Source organism: Gordonia sp. PS3 (genome assembly GCF_041950545.1).
Classification (GTDB): domain Bacteria; phylum Actinomycetota; class Actinomycetes; order Mycobacteriales; family Mycobacteriaceae; genus Gordonia; species Gordonia sihwensis.
The window spans coordinates 2,363,262-2,385,152 of record NZ_CP169524.1; the positions used below are offsets into that span (position 1 = coordinate 2,363,262).

The window sequence follows — 21,891 nt, forward strand, 5'->3', positions numbered from 1 at the left end:
CCTCCTAGCCGACCACACTACGCAACGAGCGCACCGCCACCGACAGGGTGGCGAGGTCCCACCGGCCGGTGGCGGCCAGATCGGCGAGTGTCGACTCGGTCCGCGCGATCATCGCCGACCTCGCCTGCGACCAGTCCGAGATCTTCTGGGCGGCCGGCTCCTCGGGCTCGGACATCGTCAGGATCGCACGCGTCAGCGAGCGCAGCACCGCGAACACCTCGTCGCGCAACGACAACCGTGCCAGCTGGGTCCACCGGTCGGCGTGCCCGAGTTCGGCGATCTGGGAGACCAGCTCGTCGATCCCGAACCGCTCGACCACCGCGAACAGCAGCTCGCCCACCTCGTCGGGCGAGCGGTCGGAGATCTCGGCGATGTCGAGCACGTCGAGCAGTTGCAGCCGGTAGGGACTGATCGCCACCGCCTGCGCCAGTGCGGGCCGGACGCCGCTGTCGGCGAGGGCCGCGGCCCGTTCCCGCACCGAGCGCTCGGCCGTACCGGTGAGCCATTCGTCCAGGCGTCCTCCCAGATCCGCGACCTGCGCGTACCGGGTGGTCTCGGCGGCGATCGCGAGCGGTTGCGGACGGTGCGCGAGAAACCAGCGCGACCCCGCCGCGAGCAGGTTGCGGATCCGGCGGGTCGCGTCGTCGACCGTCGTGGCGGAGACCTGCTCGGTCCTCAGTTCCTCCAGCAGCGCGGCGGCACCGAACACCCGCATCGCCACCACCGTCGCACGCGTCGCATCCTCGACTTCGGTTCCGGAGGTCTCCCCCAGCGCGTACAGGTGTGTCATGCCTCCGTCGGCGACGATCCTGTTGACCAGCACCGTGGTGACGATCTCCCGCCGGAGACGGTGAGTCCGGATTCCCGCGGCGAACCTGGCGCGCAGGGGTTCGGGGAAGTAGCCCGACGCCAGCGCGTCGAACATGTCGTTGTCCGGCAGACCCGACTCCAGCAGCCTGCTCTTGGCGTCGAGCTTCACATGGGCCATCATCGTCGCCAGCTCGGGGCTGGTGAGTCCGCGCTGGAGATCGCCCGCGCGGCGTCTGCGCAGTTGCTCCGGAGTCGGGAGGGCCTCGAGTTCCAGATCGACGCCGGTCGACGCGAGGTGGGCGAGCATCCGCGCGTGCAGTTCCACGTCCTCTCCCGCGGTGTCGCGCGCGAGACCGAGTTCGGCGTTCTGGTCGATGTTGTCCGCGAGGACCAGTTCGGCGACGTCGTCGGTCATCGACAACAGCAGGTCGTTGCGGTCGTCGGCGTCCAGCACGCCCGCCGAGATCTGCGAGCCCAACAGCACCTTGATGTTGACCTCGCGGTCGGAGCAGTCGACACCCGCCGAGTTGTCCAGGGCGTCGCTGTTGATGCGCACTCCCGCCAGATCGGCCTCGATCCGGCCGCGCTGGGTGACGCCGAGATTGCCTCCCTCGCCGACCACCCGGACCCGGAGCTGCCCGCCGGTGACCCGGATCGGGTCGTTGGCCTTGTCTCCCACTTCCGCGTCGGCCTCGTCCGACGCCTTCACGTACGTCCCGATGCCGCCGTTGAACAGCAGGTCGACCGGCGCGAGGAGCACTGCGCGGATCAGGTCGGGCGGCGACATCCTCTCCACGGCGTCGTCGAGCCCGAGGGCGTCCCGCATCTGCGGTGTGACGTCGATCGACTTCTGTTCGCGTGACCACACGCCGCCGCCTGCGGAGATCAGGCTGCGGTCGTAGTCGTCCCAGGTCGACCGCGGCAGTGCGAAGAGTCTGGCCCGCTCGGCGTAGGAGGTCGCGGCCACGGGATCCGGGTCGATGAAGATGTGCCGGTGGTCGAAGGCAGCCACCAGCCGGATGTGCCGCGAGAGCAGCATGCCGTTGCCGAAGACGTCACCGCTCATGTCGCCGATGCCGACCACGGTGAAGTCCTGGGTCTGCGTGTCGACTCCCATTTCGCGGAAGTGTCTCTTGACCGACTCCCACGCTCCACGGGCCGTGATGCCCATGGCCTTGTGGTCGTAGCCGACCGAGCCGCCCGATGCGAACGCGTCGGCGAGCCAGAAACCGTAGTGGTCGGCGACCTCGTTCGCGATGTCGGAGAAGCTGGCCGTGCCCTTGTCTGCGGCGACCACCAGGTACGGATCGTCGCCGTCGCGCCGGAGGACGCGCGCCGGCGGCCGCACCCGGCCGGTGGCCGGATCGAGGTTGTCGGTGATCTGCAGCAGGGCCGCGATGAACGCCCGGTAGCACGCGATTCCCTCCTCCCGCAGTGCCGATTGATCGACGGCCGCGTCGCCGGTCGCCACCGGGGGGTGACGGAGGACGAAACCGCCCTTGGCGCCGACCGGCACGATCACCGCGTTCTTGACCGCCTGCGCCTTCACCAGCCCCAGGATCTCGGTGCGGAAGTCCTCACGACGGTCCGACCAGCGGAGTCCCCCGCGCGCCACATCGCCGAACCGCAGATGCACCCCCTCCACCCTGGGTGAGTACACGTAGATCTCGAACTTCGGCCTCGGCTGCGGGGCCCGCGGGATCGCGCCGGTGTCGAGCTTCATCGCGATCGTCGGTCCGATGCCGGCCGCCGGGTCGCCGGAGTCTGCGTAGAAGTTGGTCCGCAGGGTGGCCTCGACCGCCGATGCGAGCGCGCTCACCACTCGGTCCGCGTCCAAGCTGAGGATCTCCGCGATGCGCGCGCGCAGATCCTCGAGCGCACGGTCGCGCCGTCCGGGTTCCGCGCCGTCCGGATCGAAACTGGCCTCGAACAACTCCACGAGCCCGTTGGTGACACCGCGATGGTTGCCGAGGACCGCGGCCACGTGGGTCATCGCGAATCCGACGCCGCACTGATTGAGGTAGCGGGCATACGCGCGGATCATCGCCACCGTCCGGGACGTCAGCCCGGCGCGCAGCACCAACTCGCCGAGCGCATCCACCTCCGTGACGCCGAGCCACATGTCGGAGAACGCCTCGGCGATCCGCGCGTCCACGTCGCCGGCCTCGGCGACGTCGACGTGCGGCGCGGGCCGGACCGTGAAGTCGTAGACGGCCACCTGCACCCCGTCCGGGCGGTCCACCACGTGCGGATGCTCGTCGAGGACGGTCAGGCCCAGGCTCTGGAGCATCGGGAGGATCTGCGTCAACGCGGCACGCTGGTCGGCGAGGTAGAGGACGAACCGCCAGGCCTCCGGATCGGTCCGGTCGAGTCTGACGTGCAGTCCGCCGGGGGCCAGGCCCGCCGCGATCGGCAGGTCGACGGCCGCATCCTGCGGATCCCGCTCGTCCCGGTAGCGTTCGCTGACGGTGCCGAGCAGCCGGGCGACCTCCGGGTCGGCCTCCCGCACCGCGCGCACCCGGTCCGGCCACGAGCGGACCGCCTCGTTCAACCGGTCCAGCAGGCGGTCGTCGACCCGGTGCCGCGCCTCGGGATCGGTGCGCATCAGCACCTGCAGCTGGGCCAGCGGCGAGTGCGAGAGGCGGGTCAGGAACTCAGTACGGCTGCCGCCGAGTTCCTCCTCGAGCAACGTGACAACCCTCGACCGCACCGCGGTCGAGTAGGTCTCGCGGGGAATGAAGATGAGCACACTCGCGAAACCGCGAGCGGGACCGGTCCTGGCGTAGAACCGCGGATTGCGCGAGGTCTGGGCCTCGAGGAGTTCGCCGATCCGGCGGGTGAGCTCGGCACTGTCGCCGGCCATCAGGTCCGCGAGCGGATACGTCTGCAGCAGTTCCAGCGCCGCCAGTCCGCTGTAGGAGTCCTCGCTCAGACCCAGTCCACGCAGGACATCGGCCACCCGGCCGCGGACTCCGGGCACCGACCGCACCGACTGGTACAGGCCGATCGAGGTGATGGTGCCGACCACCTGGTGCTCGACGCCGTCCAGTCGGACGCGCACCATGATCGGAAAGCGGCTGCGGAGCAGACCGGTCGGCAGATACACCTGGTCGACGCCGACCGGCTCCTCGCCCGCCACCGGCTCCGGCCGGTCGGTGTCCGGATCGCGCCACACCCCGAGGCCGTTCTCCGCGTGCCCGCCGGCGGTGCGGGCGCCCACGGGCAGGAAGTTGTCGCGGGTGGCGAACCAGCTCAGCAGGTCCGCGTCCTCGTCGTCCGCGCTCAACGCGTCCGCGAAGCTCAGCAGCCGTCGATGGATCTGGGCGGCGTCGGCGTGCACCGCCTGTGCCCGGGTGAGTGCCCCGCCGACATCGGCGCACAGTTCGTCACCGTCGACGCCGGACGCGGGGGCGGTGGTGACGCTGATCCACGACTCGGCTCCCGCCTCGTCACCGCCGACCACGACCACATCGTCGAGGCCGACGATCCGCCCCTGGTCATCGCGGCGGACGGCGAGCACCGGATGGTCGTTCGCGACGATCGTCAGACCACGACTGTCCAGCACCGCCAGCGTCGATTCGACGAGCAGCGGGGCGTCGTCGGCGACGATCTGAATCTGGATCGATCCGTCCGGCAGATCGGTGGTCGCGACCGCGGTCTCCCCCGGCTCACGGACCTCGCCGAGGCGCAGATGACGCTCGAGGCGGTCCCAGGCCGACGACGCAACGGCGGCGCCGTCGGAGAAATCGGGAAAATAGTAGGCCGCGAACTCCGTAGCGAATGGGACGGTCACTCTGATCTGCCTCCCTAGTGGACCAAGGCAGAGCGCAACACGAGCCGACCGGCGGCCGGGGATCCACCTTGCTAGCGTCGTACGGCTCGTACGTTACCGCGCCGTGGCGCCCCGTGTTCGGATCCCGCGCGAGAGCGACAGAGCCGATCCGGACGTTCCGGATCGGCTCTGTTCGGGTTCGGTGCCGCGGTTCGGCGGCGGACCGTCAGTCGCGAGTGAGGCGACGGTGCGTCACGCGATGCGGGCGGGCCGCGTCGGCGCCGAGACGCTCCACCTTGTTGGCCTCGTAGGCTTCGAAGTTGCCCTCGAACCAGAACCACTGCCCCTCGGAGACGTTGCCCTCCCACGCCAGGATGTGGGTACAGGTCCGGTCCAGGAACCAGCGGTCGTGGGAGATCACGACGGCGCAGCCGGGGAACTCCTGAAGCGCGTTCTCCAGCGAGCTGAGCGTCTCGACGTCGAGGTCGTTGGTCGGCTCGTCCAGCAGGATCAGGTTGCCGCCCTCTTTCAGGGTCAGCGCCAGATTCAGCCGGTTGCGCTCACCGCCCGAGAGGACCTCGGACGGCTTCTGCTGGTCGGCGCCCTTGAAGCCGAAGGCGCTGACGTAGGCGCGCGAAGGCATCTCGTTCTGGCCCACCTCGATGTAGTCGAGACCGTCGGAGACCACCTCCCACACCGTCTTCTTCGGATCGATGTTCGAGCGACCCTGATCGACGTAGCTGAGCTTGACGGTCTCGCCGACCTTCACCTCGCCCGAGTCCGGCTGCTCCAGCCCGACGATCGTCTTGAACAGGGTCGTCTTGCCGACGCCGTTGGGGCCGATCACGCCGACGATGCCGTTGCGGGGCAGAGTGAACGAGAGGTCCTTGATCAGCACGCGACCGTCGAAGCCCTTGTCCAGGTGACTCACCTCGACCACCACGTTGCCCAGCCGCGGCGGGGTCGGGATCTGGATCTCCTCGAAGTCGAGCTTGCGGTGCTTCTCGGCTTCGGCCGCCATCTCCTCGTAGCGGGCCAGGCGGGCCTTGTTCTTGGTCTGGCGGGCCTTGGCGCCCGAGCGGACCCACGCGAGCTCCTCTTTGAGGCGCTTCTGCAGCTTCTGGTCCTTCTTGCCCTGGACCTCGAGGCGCTCGGCCTTCTTCTCCAGGTAGGCCGAGTAGTTGCCCTCGTAGCCGTGCAGCTTGCCGCGGTCCACCTCGCAGATCCACTGAGCGACGTGGTCGAGGAAGTAGCGGTCGTGCGTCACGGCGAGCACGGCGCCCGGGTAGTTCGCCAGGAACTGCTCCAGCCACAGCACGCTCTCTGCGTCGAGGTGGTTGGTCGGCTCGTCGAGGAGCAGCAGGTCGGGCTTCTGGAGCAGGAGCTTGCAGAGCGCCACCCGTCGGCGTTCACCGCCCGAGAGGTTCGTGACCGGAGAGTCCGGCGGCGGGCACCGCAGGGCGTCCATCGCCTGCTCCAGCTGCGAGTCGAGGTCCCAGGCGTCGGCGTTGTCGAGCTCCTCCTGGAGCTTGCCCATCTCCTCCATCAGCTCGTCGGAGTAATCGGTGGCCAGGAGCTCGGCGATCTCGTTGAAGCGGTCGAGCTTCACCTTGATCTCGCCCATGCCCTCCTCGACGTTCTCCTTGACCGTCTTCTCCTCGTTGAGAGGCGGCTCCTGCAGGAGGATGCCGACGGTGGCCTCCGGATCGAGGAAGGCCTCGCCGTTGCTGGGCTGGTCGAGCCCGGCCATGATCTTCAGGATCGACGACTTGCCCGCGCCGTTGGGACCGACGACACCGATCTTGGCTCCGGGGTAGAAGCTCATGGTGACGTCGTCGAGGATCACCTTGTCGCCGTGCGCCTTGCGCACCTTCTTCATCGTGTAAATGAACTCACCGGCCACCGGTTACAGCTCCTGCCTGCAGCCTTCGCTGCGACGAAATGATTGCTCTGAAAATGACTGCTCTTCGGACATGCTGGCCGAACGCCTCTGCGCCGGCGCATGGTTCTGTGGTCCATCCTATCGGTCCCGGCGCGGGCCGATTCCGGACGGCCGCGGTACCCGGCCGCCGCGGCGATGCGTGCCCCGGGCCGTGGGTCGAATACGTGACACACGGCTGCGCACCTGACGATCCACAGTGTGGTGTGTCACACTGGGAACCGCCCTGCGGGGCCACCCGTTACCTGTGGGTAACCGCTACGACGACGAGGGGATCTGTCCACGATGCGACTCCGGTTGAAGATCTGGCACCGGCGACGACGCTATGCGATCCGTCAGCAACCGGTCCTCAACCGCTTCTACCGCATCGGCGTCGGCTTCGTCGGCACACTTCTGGTGCTCGCCGGCCTGGTGATGATCCCCTTGCCGATCCCGGGCCCCGGCTGGGTGACCTTCTTCCTCGGCCTCGGCGTCCTGTCCACCGAGTTCGAATGGGCGCACCGCGTGACCTCGTTCATGCGCAGACTGCTCCACAAGGCGGGCGAGATGACCGCCGACGTGGCACACGCCGCGCGCACGTGGACCGCCGGACACCTCGACTACCACTCGGGCCTGGTGTATTTCCGCAGCTGGATCGAGCATCAGCGTGCGCTTCAGCTCGGCCAACTCCAACTCGCGATCGCATAGCCGCCCGCCGGGCGGGCCCGGCCGCGGCGGTTATCTCTCGCCGTCGCCCTGCGCTGCGAGATCCTCGGCTCCCGTCTCGGCCTCGGCGGACACGGGTGCCGGGGCGTTCATCCGCCGCAGCATCTGGTTGTAGCTCTCCAACTCGGCGTCGTCGTCCCGCTCCTCCTTGCGGTCGAACCTGCGGGCCGCGCGATCGTCCTGCCGGTGCCACTGGATCAGCAGTGCCAGCATCACCACCACCAGCGGGAACTCACCGGTCGCCCATGCGATGCCACCGCCCATCCGCTGATCGGCCGCCATGTCGAAATTCCACGGGTGCTGCAGCGAGCGGTAGTAGGTTTCAGCGATGATCGAGCCGGTCATCATCAGCGCGACGCCGAAGAAGGCGTGGAACGGCAGCGATCCCCACACGACGCCGAGCTTGGCCACCGGACTGATCTGCCGCGGTGCGGGATCGATCCCGATCACGAGCCAGTAGAACAGATACCCGCTGACCAGGAAGTGCAGATTCATCAGCAGGTGCGCGGAGTGGTTCTCGACCACCGCGTCGAACAGTCCGCCCAGATACAGCACGTAGAAGCTGCCGACGAAGAGTGTGACCACGATGAACGGATTGGTGATGAAGCGCGAGTACGGGCTGTGGATCGCGGTGAGGATCCATTCACGCGGCCCGGGCGGGTTGCCGCGTCCGGCGGGCGGGATCGCGCGCAGCGCCAACGTCACCGGGCCGCCGAGGACCAGCAGTACGGGGACCAGCATCGACAGCATCATGTGGCTCATCATGTGGATGCTGAACATCGCCGGCGCGTACCGGCCGAAACCCGATGAGGTCGCGATCAACAGCGCCGCGCAGCCGAGCAGCCACGACACCGTCCGGCCCACCGGCCACTTGTCTCCGCGTTTGTGCAGCCGGTACACGCCCCGCAGGTAGACGATGGCCGCGACGATCGCGAAGGTGCCGAAGATGAGGTCGAAGCGCCAGTCGACGAACAGTTTCGTGAAGGTCGGCGGACCGTCGAGGTCGTATCCGATCTTCAACTCCATCGGCGAGACGTTCGCCGTCCCCAACACCGGCGGCGGCGTGCGCGACAGCCCGGCGCCGAGGCCGAAGGCGACCGCGAACACCACCAGTTCGACGACGGCGAACCGCACGAACAGCGACTTGCGCGGCTCGTCGGTGGCTGCGAGTTCGTCGATCGTGACCTTGCGGTGCAGGCCGCCGAGTAGTCCGGCGAGGACCACCGCGACGAACTTTCCGACGGCCACCAGACCGTAGGTGGTCGTGAGCAGATCCCCCAGGGACATGCGGACCAGCGCGTTGATGATGCCGCTGAGCGCCACCACCAGCAGACACCAGAACGCCACCCGCGAGTAACGGGCCACGGCGAGCGTCCGCCACCGGCCGTCACCGAACGCATACGCCAGGACGGCCATCAGCCCACCCATCCATAGGGCGGCCGCCACGATGTGCAGGATCAAGCTGTTGGTCGCGAGATCGTGCGCACCGCCGGCCGACGAATGCCCCAGCAGCGCCGACGGCATGAGCGACAGCAGCGCCAGCGCCATCGCGAGGAACGTCCATCCCCAGCGCATCGCCACCCGCGCCACCACCGCCGCAAGCACGGCGAAGATCGCGGTCCACAGCCAGTAGCGGCCGTCGGCGACCACCCCGTAGGCGGTCATCAGGTTCTTCGGGACGAGGGTCTCGGAGAGCGGTGAGCCACTGACGTCGGAGATCGACAGCGGGATCATCGCCAAGGCGCACACCGCCCAGACAGTCATCGACGTGGCCGCCCAGCGCATGGCGCGGAAGCCGCCGACGTCGAGCGCCCCGTTGTCCTGCGAGGGCACGAAGAAGGCGGCGAACACCACGCAGCCGAGACCGATGGCGGCGCTGAGCTGGCCGATCACCGTCATCACCGGCATCCCGTAGGTGGTGAGCCACCCCGGATCGGGCACACCGGTCAGTTGCAACGCCGTCGCCGCCGACGCCGCGGTCACGATGACCGCGGCGATCGATCCGACGACTGCCAGCAGCGCGATGAGGACCGACCGCACCCCCGACGGGTCGGTCAGCCGATCGCGCACTGGTTGCTCCGCCGGCCCGGCGGACGTCACTGTCATGGTGTCCACTGTAGGACGGGATATAGTAGTCCTTCGCCGGCACCTGTCGAGGGCCGGCAAGCCTCCATAGCTCAGATGGATAGAGCAAGAGCCTTCTAATCTCTAGGTCGCAGGTTCGAGTCCTGCTGGGGGCGCTTTGACCTGCAGAGACGCTGGTTCGCCGCACGACGAGGTGGAGCCTCGTCCCGACGAGAGGGACGTGGCCGGAATCTCACCGGTGGCGACGGTGAGTCCGGGACCGACTCAGAAGGGCGGTTCGCCCGGACTGTCGAGGACCGGACTCTCACCGCAGCGGCGCTGCGACCGGAGCCGCATTCGGTACGCGTGTTTGGCCTGAGTACGGGTCCGTGACCGTCCCGGCTGCGTCGTCGTGTCGACGAATCCGGGCGCGACGGGTGCGCCGTGCAGGCACGGCACCGAACCGAGGTCGGGCAGGAGCCAGTGGTTCCTGGCGCGGGCCCGGACGGTGTAGCCCGACGGCGTGGTGGTCTCGGTCCAGATCACGCCATTCGCATCGACGACTTGATCATCCAGCCAGCCGTCGGCGTAGGTCTTGATCAGATGATGGAAACGACACTTCGGATTCAAGTTGCACGGGCAGGTCTGCCCGCCAGCTGCCGGCTGGGCATGGTTGTACTCGCAGACATGATCGAGATCGCACGCCCACGCTGACCGGTTGCAGCCGGGCACCGAGCAGGTGCCGTGCACGGCGCGGACGGCGGCGTCGCAGGCAGCGGTCGGGCGGTACGGGTTGCCTGCCTGCGCGGTCTGCTCGGCCAAGCCTGCGATGTCGAGCGGCCGCACCGTCGCATCCGCGCGAGCGGCGATCTCCCTCGCGTGATGTGCGTCGATCACGCCGAAACCGTCGAGATAGGCGGCCTTGTCCCCGCCGCCGGACAATGTGGACGCGTCGACGACGACGTGCACGACGATCTTGGCGAACTGCGCCCGGACCTCTTCCTCGGCCGCACGTGCCGGGCAGTCATCGCGGCCGCAGTCGCAGCCGAACCGGGTGCCGAGTACGGCGGCGACGACCACATCGGCGCGCCGCTGGCCGACGGTGCGGGAGTCCGCCTCGCACACCCGGGCGGCGCGCGCCCTGGTGGCCTTGTCCATCAGAGTCACGTCCTCCGCGCGGGTGGCGACGGTGAGGGCGGACTGGTCGACGTCGTGGGCGATGGTGACGCCGGGCGTGTTGGCGCGGCGTTTGTCGCGCACCCCGTCGGCGTCGTACTCGGCGACGAACCGGCGCGCGGTCTGCTCGGCCACACTCATCGACACAGCGCCGTGCCCGCGGAGGTCCTGAGCGATCTCGGCGTCGATGGCTGCCATCAGCGCGGCGTCGGTGACCGCGCCGCACTGCAGGACGATGGCGCCGAATGCACGTGCGCTGATGACTCCGTCGCGGAGCAGGCGTGCGGTCTGCGGCAGACGTTCGGAGGCTTCGACGGCGAGGGTGACCTGTCGGATACCGGTGTCCTTCGAGACCGCCTGCACGATAGCGGCCTCAGCGCCCACGATGGCGGTGGCATCGGCCAGCAGTCGTGCGGACTCGACGTCACCGGCCGAGCCCGCGGCACGACGCCGCTGCATCGCATACAGGTGCCCGAGCCGCAACCATGCGAGGTGGGACTCCTGACGGGCGATCTCCGCGACCGCGGTGATGTCGGCGAGATCCTGTGCGGCAGCGTCAGACGTGTCGACGCCACCCACCCCCGCAGCGTCGATGCTCGGGTTCGTCATGTCCGCCTCCCCTGCAACACATATCGAACGTATGTACCCATATTATGTGATTGAATCTCATATGGCAATAGTGTAATTCGATATTCTTAGACTCTCGTCGACGCTCGCCCCTCCGCTCGAGAACGGTCACTCACACCCGAGATTCACGCGCATTTCCGACGAATCCGGTGCCACCGCGAAATTCGGTGACTTCCTTTCGTTTGCGACAGCATTCAGCTGTTCTCACAACGACGACTTCGGCGTAGCGTCGTATTCGTCGTCAGATGCATGCAGTCAAAGGAGATACCGACATGAACAATCGAATCGTTCGGACGGCGACGGTGGCCGGAATCGGCGCCCTCTCCCTGCTCGGCGCCGCCGCGGCGCCCGGCATGGCCGCTGCCGCACCGCACATGACCGATCCGGCGAAACTCGCGATCGACGGCGACTTGATGATCGCCCCCGGCGTCCACCTGCTGAACATCGAGGCGCAAGGTGCACGCGACATGGACGGCAAGACCCACGGGACCTACGTCGCGACGATCATGGACGGTATGCACAAGACTCCGTTCCAGGTGAAGGGCCCGGTGACGTGCATCTGGACACACGGCGACACCGCCTCGCTCGTCTACCCGATCACCGAGACCTCCCCCAACATCGTCCCCGCCCAGCTCAGCGGCGCGTACGCGGTGAAGATCTCCGTCCGCAAGGGCAGCGGGATGATGAACGAAGTCGGGGTGATGGGTCCGATGGCGACCTCGTCGTTCCACGGTTGCGCGCCGGGCGCGACTCCGAACATGTTCCACGGCGACGTCATGATCGGGTGAGGCGGAGTTCAGGCGGCCGTCGAGTCATCGAGCAGAACGCACTGGCGCCAATTGCCTCGTGAATGCGTCACGGCCCGCGATATCGCACAAATGGCGCAGGAGGATGCGATCCGGAAGAATTCGACTTACCCGAATGACGCGGCCCCAGAACAGGGTTTGCGGCGCATTCACAATGCGGCCGATCATCTGTGATTCACGGACCACCCGCCGCACTCGGCGACGCCTCACGTCATGGAAGAGCTGCAGTGCATCCTCCGGACCCGCACTCGTGCGGAGAGCGGCCGCCAGTACGACGGAGTCTTCGATCGCCTGACATCCGCCCTGCCCCAGATGCGGACGCATCGGGTGAGCAGCGTCGCCGATGATCACCGCACGACCGTCGTGCCACCGGCGTGCGACGGGCCGGTCGTACAGGTCGTGTCGCATCAGCGCCGAAGACGGCGTCGCTGCGATCACCGCGTCGACCGGCTCCGGCCAGCCTCTGCCGACGCGAGCGACCTCGGCGCGCTCGTCGTCGAAGACCGCGGCCTCCGGGGCCTGTGCCGTGGCGAACCAGTACGTCCGCCCGGCCGGAAGCGGCACCGCGCCGAACTGCGACCGCGGGCCGATCATCTCGCCTGCGAGATCGGGGTCGATCGAGATGTCGGCCACGCCACGCCACGCGGTGTACCCGGCGTACCTGCTCGACAGACGGTCGTTGAAACCGCGGGCGATACGGGAATGCGTTCCGTCCGCGCCGACGACGAGATCGGCTCGCATCTGAGCACCGCCGGCCAGGGTCACGACTGCCTCGCGGCCCACGGTGCGCACGGTCTGCACGGCGACACCGGTGCGCACCGAGTCGGTGGGCAGCGCACTGGCGAGCACCTCGTGCAGCGTTCCCCGCAGAATGACGGCGAGTTCCTCGCCGGCCGCCGCGGCGAGCGCGCCCGGCGGAGGCTTCCGGATCCACGTTCCGTCTCGCCACCTCAGTGCTCCGCCGCCCACGCGTGCCGACTGCGACCGGACCGCGTCGCCGAGGCCGATCCAGTCCAGTGCTGCCAGCGCGTTCGGCCAGAGACTGATGCCCGCGCCGCCGGTCGACTGCCGTCGAGATTCGAGAACGACCACGTCATGGCCGTCGCGGACCAGGGCCGCGGCAGCGGTCAACCCGGCGATGCCCGCACCCACGACGACCACCCGCACGGCGACTACGCCCCGGTGAACCGTCCGGGCCGCTTCTCGAGGAACGCGGCGACGGCCTCCCGATGGTCCTCGGTGTGGTGCGCCACCGCCTGCATGGTCGCCGAGAGCTCGAGCAGCTGGTCGAGGGTCTGCTGCGAGGACTCCCGCAGGAGCTTCTTGGTCATGCGCACCGCCACCGGTGGGTTCGCGGCGATCCGCGACGCGATCTCACGAGCGGTCGGCAACAGATCGGCCGGTTCGACGACGCGCGAGACGATGCCCCACTTGAGCGCCGTCGCGGCGTCGACGCGATCGCCGGTCAGTGCCATTTCTGCGGCCCGCGCCGGCCCGATCGCCCGGGGCAGCAGCCACGCGCCGCCGTCGCCGGGGATCAGCCCGAGCTTCACGAAGCTCTCGGCGAAGAAGGCCGTGTTCGAGGCGATCCGGATGTCGCACATCAGCGCCAGATCGCACCCGGCGCCCACCGCGGGGCCGTTGACGGCCGCGATCACCGGCACCTCGAGCGCGTACATCGCGCGCGGTATCCGCTGGATGCCCTCGCGATAACCGACGCGCTGCTGGTGCGGAGCCCCGCCGAACAGACCCGCCGCGGCCGCCATGTCTTTGACGTTGCCGCCGGCCGAGAAGGCCGAACCGGCGCCGGTGAGGATCACCGCCCGGACCGACTGGTCCCGGTTCACCGCCGTCGCGGCGTCGACGAGTGCGTCGATGGCATCGTCGTCGGAGATGGCATTGCGAGTCTCGGGTCGATTGACGGTCCAGGTCACGACGTCGCCGTCGCGCTCGACCAGCAGCACGTCGCCGCTCACAGAAGTTCCAGAATCGTTGCGTTCGCCATACCTCCAGCTTCGCACATGGTCTGCAGACCGTACTGGATCCCGTTGTCGCGCATGTGGTGGACGAGCCGGGTCATCAGGATCGCGCCCGACCCGCCGAGCGGGTGGCCCACCGAGATGGCACCGCCGACCGGATTGAGGACGTCGTCGGAGGCACCGATCTCGGCCTGCCAGGCCATCGGGACCGGCGCGAAGGCCTCGTTCACCTCATAGGCGCCGATGTCGGACACCGCCAGTCCCGAGCGGTCCAGCGCCTTGGCGGTGGCGGCGATCGGTCCGGTGAGCATGATGACCGGGTCGTCGCCGGCGAGGGTCGCGGTGTGCACCCGCGCCATCGGTCGCCAGCCGTTGGCCGCGGCGATCTCGCTGGTCGTCACCAGCAGGGCGCCGGCACCGTCGGAGATCTGCGAGGCGTTGCCCGCGGTGATGACGCCTTCGGGGTCGAACGGGGTCTTGAGCCCGCCGAGCTTCTCCGCCGTGGTGCCGCGGCGCAACCCCTCGTCGACGGCGAGGCCGCCCGGGATCGGAGCGATCTGCGCATCGAAGGCGCCTGCGTCCTGCGCGGCGGCGGTGCGCTCGTGCGAGCGGGCCGAGTACTCGTCGAGCTGCTGCCTGCTGAAGTTCCAGCGCTTGGCCATCATCTCGGCGCCGAGGCCCTGGTTGAAGCCGTCCACGCCGTATCGGTCGAGCACGGACGCCGGATAGGGAGCACCGTCACCGCGTGCGGCACCCATCGGTACGCGCGACATGGACTCCACGCCACCGGCGACGGCGATGTCGTACTGTCCGGCGATCACGCCGGCGGCGGCGAAATGCACCGACTGCTGACTCGAGCCGCACCGACGGTCGACGACGGTCGCCGGAACGGACTCGGGCCAGCCCGCGGCCAGCACGCCGACCCGACCGATGCTGCCCGCCTGGTCGCCGACCTGGCTGACGCACCCCCAGATCACGTCGTCCACGCCGGCGGGATCGAAACCCACGCGGTCGGCCAGCGCCGACAGCACGTGCGCGCTCAGGTCGCCGGGATGGATCTCGGACAGGCCGCCGTTCCGCTTACCGATCGGAGTACGGACGGCATCGACAATCACTGCATCTCGCATGCCGTCCTTCATACCCTAACAAGCGCTCGGTTGGGAAGGAGGTGTCCCGATAGTTGACCTGGCTGTAACGCCGCTCTGCACGCGCCGAAACAGTTCCACGGAACCGTGACTGGCATGTCCCTGGAACCGCTGGCTCCCACTGCCGTCGACACCGTGTGCGGTTACTGCGGCGTGGGATGCGGACTGACCCTCGACGTCGCGGACGGGGCCGTCACGGGGGCGCGGGGCACCAAGAGCCATCCGGCCAATCGGGGCAGGCTGTGCACCAAGGGCGCCACCACCGTCGACATGCTGCGCGCCCCCGGACGACTCACCACCGCTCTGATCCGGGAGCGGCGCGACGGTGACGCCCGACCCGCCGACGTGGACGACGCGATCGCCGAGACCGCCCGCCGACTGACACGGATCCGTGACCGCCACGGCCCCGAATCCATCGCGGTGTACGTCTCCGGCCAGATGTCACTCGAAGCACAGTATCTGGCGAACAAGCTGGTCAAAGGCTTCCTCGGCACCAACCAGATCGAATCGAACTCCCGGCTGTGCATGGCGAGTGCGGGGACCGGCTACAAGCAGTCGCTCGGTGCCGACGGACCGCCCGGCAGCTACGACGACATCGACCACGCCGACGCCTTCCTGGTGATCGGTTCCAATATGGCCGACTGCCACCCGATCCTGTTCCTGCGCCTCCTCGACCGGGTGGCCGCGGGCGCCCGGCTGATCGTGGTCGATCCGCGGCGGACCGCCACAGCCACCAAAGCGCACATCCATCTCCCGGTCCGGCCGGGCACCGATCTCGCACTGCTCAACGGCCTGCTGCGGCTCATCGTCGACGAAGGCGGGCTGGACGAGGAGTTCGTGGCCGCGCACACGCGGGGGTGGGACGCGCTCGCCGCGATGCTCGACGACTACCCGCCCGAACGAGTCGCCGAACTCACCGGCGTCGACGAGGACGCCCTGCGGGAGACGGCCCGCATCCTCGCCGGCGCCGAGAACTGGATGACCCTGTGGACGATGGGGCTCAATCAGTCGACGCACGGGACGTGGAACACCAATGCCGTCTGCAACCTCCATCTCGCCACCGGAACCATCTGCCGGACGGGATCCGGCCCGTTCTCGCTGACCGGGCAGCCCAATGCGATGGGCGGTCGCGAGATGGGCTACATGGGTCCGGGCCTGCCCGGGCAGCGCAGCGCGCTCGATGCCGGCGACCGCGCCGACGTGGAGGCAGCCTGGGGTCTCGAACCGGGGACGCTGAGCACCGATCCGGGCGGCGGCACCGTCGACATGTTCGAGGCGATGGCCGATGGCCGCATCCGCGCCGCGTGGATCATCTGCACCAATCCGGTGGCCTCGGTGGCGAACCGCTCGACCGTCGTGCAGGCCCTCCGGCGCGCGGACTTCGTCGTGGTCCAGGAGGCCTTCACCGGAACCGAGACCTGCGAATACGCCGACATCGTGCTGCCCGCCGCACTGTGGACCGAAGCGCAGGGGACGATGGTGAACTCCGAACGCAGCATCAGTCTCACCTCCCCCGCCGTAGCGCCGCCGGGCCAGGCGCGGGCCGACTGGGAGCTGATCTCCCAGATCGCCCGCGGCATGGGCTTCCGCGACGGGTTCTCGCACGCCGACGCGGCGGCCGTGTTCGACGAGATCCGCGGCTTCCACAATCCGCGGACCGGCTGGGACCTCCGCGGCGTCGACTACGCGAGGCTGCGCGAAGGACCCGTTCAGTGGCCGGCGGCGCCGGGCGGACCGGCGCGCAATCCGATCCGCTACCTCAGCGACGACCCGGCCGAGCCCGGTCCCCTCTTCCCCACCCCGGACCGGCGCGCGCGGTTCCTCGCCCGCCCGCACATGCCGCCCGCCGAACTCCCCGACGACGACTATCCGATGGTCCTGACCACCGGTCGGCTGGCGCACCAGTGGCACACCATGACGAAGACCGGCCGGGTCGCGAAACTCTGCCGGCTCGACCCCGGCTCCTTCGTGCAGATCCATCCCGACGACGCACGCCCGGCGGGTATCGGCGACGGAGACATGGTGGAGGTGCGATCCCGCCGCGGCGCGGTACGGGTACCCGCGCGCGTCGACGACGCGGTGAGCGCCGGCGTCTGCTTCGTCCCCATGCACTGGTCCGACGCCTTCGGCGAGATGCTCGCGGTGAACGCCGTGACCACCGATGCCGTCGACCCCGATTCGCTGCAACCGGAGTTCAAGGCGTGCGCCGTGGCGCTCACCCGGCTCTCCGGACCGGTGCCCGATAACCAGGAGCCGCCCATGACCACCGCCGATCCGACCGCCGCCGATCCGACCGCGACCGAATCGTCGTCGCTGGCCGTCGCCCTGCGCGTCGACGCCGGCGAGCCCGTGCTGACCGAGACCGAGCGCGGCTATCTGGCGGGTCTGCTGCGCGGCCTGACCGCCAATCCGCCCCGCGACGCGGTTCCGACGGTCCCGTCACAGGCGCCGCTCTCGGAGCCGGCCCGGATCTGGGTCGACGGAGTGCTGGCCGGATACTTCTCCCGGGTTCCGATGACGGGACCCGGATCCGCGTCCGTCGTCGATTCACCGGCGCGCAGAATCCGGCTCGTATGGGCGTCGCAGACCGGCACCGCGGAGGAGTACGCGGCGCAATGCGCCGGCGCATTGCGCGACGCCGGCTTCGACGTGATCGATGCGAGCGCCGAACGCACCGGACTCGGCGACCTGGTCGGCGACGTCCTGTTCATCGTCTCGACCACCGGTGACGGCGACGCACCGGATGCCGCCGTCGGACTGTGGGACGCGCTCGCCGGCGCGTGCGCGCAAGACGTGGACGGACTGCGCTTCTCAGTTCTCGGGTTCGGCGACTCGTCGTATGCGGATTTCTGCGGTTTCGCCCGCAAACTGGACGCACGGCTGGCGACGCTGGACGCGCAGCGGATCGCGCCCGCCGGATACTGCGAGCCCGACTACGACACCGCGGCCGCCGCATGGCTCGCCGGGGTGGTCGCCGTGCTGGACTCACCGGCCTCGCCGGACGACCCCGACACCGCTGCCGACTCCCGGACCTGCGCCGAATCCCCTCCGGCTCCGGGCTATTCACGGAAGAACCCGTTCACCGCGCGCGTGCTGGAGAACGCAGTCTTGACGACGGGTACAGCGAAGGAGGTGCGCCGCATCGCGTTTCATCTGCCGCCGGGCTCCCTCGAGTACACCGCCGGAGACGCCCTCGGCGTGTGGCCGCGCAACAGCGAGACGCTGGTCGACGAATGGCTCGCGCGCACGGGGCTCGACGGCGCGGAGGCGGTGACCGTCGACGGCGCCCCCGTCCCGCTCCGGCAGGCGCTCACCGAGGACTACGAGATCGCCGACTGCTCCCGCGATCTGGTCGCCTTCGTCGCCGAGCGGACGGGCGACTCCGAACTGCGCGCCCTCCTCGACGATCCGGCCGGCTTCGCCGACTGGGCGTGGAACCGCCAGTCGGTGGACCTACTGGCCACTCATCCGGTCTCGGCCACCGCGGCGCAGTGGCTCTCGGTGTGCCGACGGCTGCGCCCCCGCCTCTACTCCATCTCCTCCAGTCCGTCCGCGCACCCGGAACGGGTGGAGGCCACCGTCTCGGTGGTGCGGTTCGGCGACGAGTCCGCGCCGCGCCGGGGCGTGTGCTCGGGATTCCTGGCCGATCGCGGCCCCGCCGACCTCGCGCGCATCTTCATCACGCCCAACAAGAAGTTCGGCCCGCCCGTCGACCCGGAGGCTCCGGCGATCATGATCGGTCCCGGAACCGGAATCGCTCCGTTCCGGGCCTTCCTGCACGAGCGGGCCGCGTCCGGGGCCGCCGGCGACAACTGGATCTTCTTCGGTGAACGCCACCGCGCCACCGAGTTCTACTACGAAGACGAGCTCGCCGGGTTCCGGGAGGCCGGGGTCCTCACGCGACTGGACACCGCCTTCTCGCGCGACCAGCCGGAGAAGGTGTACGTCCAGCATCTGATGCGCGAGCGCGCCCCGGAGATCTGGGAGTGGCTGCGGCGCGGCGCGCACGTCTACGTCTGCGGCGACGCCAAGCACATGGCGCGCGACGTGGACGACACCCTCAAGCAGATCGTGGCCGAACACGGGCGTCTCGCGCCGTCCGGCGCCGAGAACTATCTGCGGGCGCTCTCCGCCGAAGGCCGGTACGTCCGCGACGTGTACTGAAGCCGCACCCCCGTCGCCCCCCCGACTCGAAACATGCTCGAAACCCGGTGCGGGACTCGTCATCTGACCGCAACGCGACCCGAGCGGCATCGCAACACCCCGTTCGTAACGTCGCTTCCGAGCCGAACGGATCGGCTGCGAACTCGAGTGGAAGGACCTGGAGTCGATGAGCGAAACCGTGGTGGTCATCGGACACGGAATGGTCGGGCACCGCTTCGTCGAGGCACTTCGCGCCCGGGACGTCGACGGCGGATGGCGAGTGGTGGTGCTCGGCGAGGAGACCGACCCCGCGTACGACCGCGTGGGGCTCTCGGGATACGTCGGCTCCTGGGAGCGGGCCGAGCTGGCGCTGGCGGGCAACCGCTACGACGGCGACGACGCCGTGGAGTTGCGGGTCGGGGACGCCGTCGTCGCGATCGACCGCGACCGTCGCGTGGTGCGAACCGCTTCGGGCGCCGAGATCGCCTACGACGCGCTGGTGATGGCGACCGGATCGCGAGCCTTCGTGCCGCCGGTCCCGGGACACGAGACGCCGGGCTGCCACGTCTACCGGACCCTCGACGATCTGGACGCCATCCGCGCCGACGCGGAGCGGGCCCTCGCGCGCGATGCCCGCACCGCGCCGGTCGGCATGGTGGTCGGCGGCGGGCTCCTCGGACTCGAAGCCGCCAACGCTCTTCGATTGATGGGTCTGGCGCCTCACGTGGTGGAGATCAACCCGAGGCTGATGCCTCAGCAGGTGGACGCCGGGGGCGGCGAGCACCTGGCCCGGATGATCGGCGAACTCGGGATCGAGGTGTCCCTCTCGTCGGGCACCGAGTCCATCGAGCCCGGCGACGCCGGCGTGCGTGTCACACTCGCCGACGGCACGGTGGTCGACGCCGCACTCCTGGTGTTCGCCGCCGGGGTCCGTCCCCGCGACGAACTCGCCCGCGACTGCGGTCTCGCGGTTGCCGAACGGGGCGGGATCCTCACCGACGAGCGCTGTGCCACCAGCGACCCGTCGATCTACGCGATCGGCGAGGTCGCGGCGATCGACGGTCGTTGCTACGGCCTCGTGGCCCCCGGCTACGCCACCGCCGAGGTGGTCGCCGACCGGCTGCTGGGCGGCTCTGCGGTGTTCCCCGGCGCCGACATGTCCACCAAGCTCAAACTGCTCGGCGTCGACGTCGCCAGCTTCGGCGACGCGCTGAGCGCCACTCCCGGAGCGCTCGACGTGGTGGTCTCGGACCCGATCGGCGGCGTCTACGCCAAGCTCGTGCTGTCCGACGACGCGTCCACCCTGCTCGGCGGCGTGCTCGTCGGCGACGCGAGCGCATACGGCCTCCTGCGCCCGCTGGTGGGATCGAGCCTGCCGGGAGACCCGGTGAGTCTGATCAGCCCGGCCGGCGACGCACCGGCCCTCGGGGTGGGCGCGCTCGGCGACGACGCGCAGATCTGTTCGTGCAACGACGTCAGCAAGGGCACGCTGTGCGCCGCGATCGCCGACGGCGCATGCGATGTGGCGGCCCTCAAGGGCTGCACCGGCGCGGGCACGTCGTGCGGCTCGTGCGTTCCGCTGCTGTCGCAGATCCTGGCCGAGGAGGGAGTCGAGCAGTCGACCGCCCTGTGCGAGCACTTCGCGCAGTCGCGCGCCGAGCTGTTCGAGACGATCAGGGCCTGCGACATCCGGACCTTCTCCGGCATCGTCGAACGGTTCGGCACCGGCACCGGCTGCGACATCTGCAAGCCGACGGTCGCGTCCATTCTGGCGTCGATCGGCTCGGGCCACATCCTCGACGGCGAGCAGGCCTCGCTGCAGGATTCGAACGATCACTTCCTGGCGAACATCCAGCGCAACGGCACCTATTCGGTGGTCCCGCGGATGCCGGGCGGCGACGTCACGCCCGAACAGCTGATTCTGATCGGCGAGATCGCCCGCGACTTCGGTCTGTACACCAAGATCACCGGCGGTCAGCGCATCGACATGTTCGGTGCCACCGTCGACCAGCTGCCGCTGATCTGGCGGCGCCTGGTGGACGCCGGGATGGAGTCGGGCCACGCCTACGGAAAGTCGCTGCGGACCGTGAAGAGCTGCGTCGGCTCCGACTGGTGCCGGTACGGTCAGCAGGACTCCGTTCGGATGGCGATCGATCTGGAACTGCGGTACCGCGGGCTGCGGTCGCCGCACAAGATCAAGATGGGCGTCTCGGGCTGTGCCCGCGAGTGCGCCGAGGCCCGCGGGAAGGACGTCGGCGTCATCGCCACCGAGAAGGGCTGGAATCTGTACGTCGGCGGCAACGGAGGCATGACTCCCAGGCACGCGCAGCTCCTGGCCGGCGACCTGGACGATGCCACCCTCGTCGCCTACATCGACCGTTTCCTCATGTACTACATCCGCACGGCCGAACGACTTCAGCGCACCGCCGCCTGGCTCGACGGACTCGACGGCGGCATCGATCGGCTCAAGGCCGTCGTGGTCGACGACGTGCTGGGTCTGGCCGACGACTTCGAAGCCGACATGGCCCGCCACGTCGACGCCTACGAATGCGAATGGAAGGGCGTCCTCGACGACCCGGACAAGCTCCGGCGGTTCGTCTCCTTCGTCAACGCGCCCGGCGTTCCCGACCCGACGGTCGCCTTCGGCGAGAGCCACGGGCGCCGAGTTCCGGTCCTGCTCGGTTCGCCCGCGCTGCCGCAGTCGTGAACCGGCCCGTTCCGCCCG

At 69.2% G+C, this 21,891-nt stretch carries 11 protein-coding genes and 1 tRNA gene; 5 read left to right on the forward strand and 7 right to left on the reverse strand.

All coding sequences use genetic code 11. From position 1 onward, the window contains the following. Positions 1-4: 4 nt before the first annotated feature. A complete protein-coding gene (locus tag ACE11G_RS10995) occupies positions 5-4,603 on the reverse strand; it encodes an NAD-glutamate dehydrogenase (RefSeq protein ID WP_375002164.1) in 4,599 nt (1,532 codons plus the stop codon). 205 nt (positions 4,604-4,808) lie between these two features. Beyond that, on the reverse strand, positions 4,809-6,485 hold the full coding sequence (gene ettA / locus ACE11G_RS11000) for an energy-dependent translational throttle protein EttA (RefSeq protein WP_006896611.1): 1,677 nt from the start codon (positions 6,483-6,485) through the stop codon (positions 4,809-4,811). A gap of 321 nt (positions 6,486-6,806) precedes the next feature. On the opposite strand from ettA, the gene ACE11G_RS11005 reads away from it, so the two are divergent. Further along, the gene (locus ACE11G_RS11005; protein ID WP_006896610.1) at positions 6,807-7,208 is read left to right on the forward strand and encodes a TIGR02611 family protein; all 402 of its coding nucleotides are present in this window, start codon (positions 6,807-6,809) and stop codon (positions 7,206-7,208) included. 30 nt (positions 7,209-7,238) lie between these two features. Here the strand turns inward: ACE11G_RS11005 and ACE11G_RS11010 are convergent, their stop codons facing one another. Then, positions 7,239-9,332 carry a cytochrome c oxidase assembly protein gene (locus ACE11G_RS11010; RefSeq protein ID WP_006896609.1) on the reverse strand — a complete coding sequence of 698 codons (2,094 nt, stop codon included), beginning with the start codon at positions 9,330-9,332 and terminating at the stop codon, positions 7,239-7,241. 60 nt (positions 9,333-9,392) lie between these two features. Between ACE11G_RS11010 and ACE11G_RS11015 the strand changes: the two genes are divergently transcribed. Next, a tRNA-Arg gene (locus ACE11G_RS11015) sits at positions 9,393-9,466 on the forward strand. A gap of 109 nt (positions 9,467-9,575) precedes the next feature. Here ACE11G_RS11015 and ACE11G_RS11020 read toward each other — a convergent pair. Continuing rightward, positions 9,576-11,075: an HNH endonuclease signature motif containing protein gene (locus ACE11G_RS11020; RefSeq protein WP_052692365.1), complete on the reverse strand. Its 1,500-nt coding sequence runs from the start codon at positions 11,073-11,075 to the stop codon at positions 9,576-9,578. A 290-nt stretch (positions 11,076-11,365) separates the two neighbouring features. On the opposite strand from ACE11G_RS11020, the gene ACE11G_RS11025 reads away from it, so the two are divergent. Continuing rightward, entirely contained in the window at positions 11,366-11,881 is a 516-nt protein-coding gene (locus tag ACE11G_RS11025; protein WP_006896606.1) for a hypothetical protein, read from the forward strand. 24 nt (positions 11,882-11,905) lie between these two features. Here ACE11G_RS11025 and ACE11G_RS11030 read toward each other — a convergent pair whose 3' ends face one another. The 3 genes from ACE11G_RS11030 to ACE11G_RS11040 are packed head-to-tail and all read right to left on the reverse strand — an operon-like array spanning position 11,906 to position 15,005. Further along, a complete protein-coding gene (locus ACE11G_RS11030) occupies positions 11,906-13,066 on the reverse strand; it encodes an FAD-dependent monooxygenase (RefSeq protein WP_278127025.1) in 1,161 nt (386 codons plus the stop codon). Positions 13,067-13,071: 5 nt separating this feature from the next. Continuing rightward, on the reverse strand, positions 13,072-13,875 hold the full coding sequence (locus ACE11G_RS11035; protein ID WP_375002168.1) for a crotonase/enoyl-CoA hydratase family protein: 804 nt from the start codon (positions 13,873-13,875) through the stop codon (positions 13,072-13,074). Then, the gene (locus ACE11G_RS11040; RefSeq protein ID WP_045537008.1) at positions 13,872-15,005 is read right to left on the reverse strand and encodes an acetyl-CoA C-acyltransferase; all 1,134 of its coding nucleotides are present in this window, start codon (positions 15,003-15,005) and stop codon (positions 13,872-13,874) included. The genes ACE11G_RS11035 and ACE11G_RS11040 overlap by 4 nt, the downstream gene beginning before the upstream one ends. Before the next feature lie 114 nt (positions 15,006-15,119). Here ACE11G_RS11040 and ACE11G_RS11045 point away from each other — a divergent pair, with 114 nt between their 5' ends. Both ACE11G_RS11045 and nirB read left to right on the forward strand, forming a co-directional pair. After that, complete coding sequence (locus tag ACE11G_RS11045; protein ID WP_062367601.1) at positions 15,120-19,187, forward strand: bifunctional nitrate reductase/sulfite reductase flavoprotein subunit alpha; 4,068 nt, start codon at positions 15,120-15,122, stop codon at positions 19,185-19,187. A 166-nt stretch (positions 19,188-19,353) separates the two neighbouring features. Continuing rightward, positions 19,354-21,873 carry a nitrite reductase large subunit NirB gene (nirB, locus tag ACE11G_RS11050; RefSeq protein ID WP_006896601.1) on the forward strand — a complete coding sequence of 840 codons (2,520 nt, stop codon included), beginning with the start codon at positions 19,354-19,356 and terminating at the stop codon, positions 21,871-21,873. The last annotated feature ends 18 nt before the right edge of the window (positions 21,874-21,891 follow it).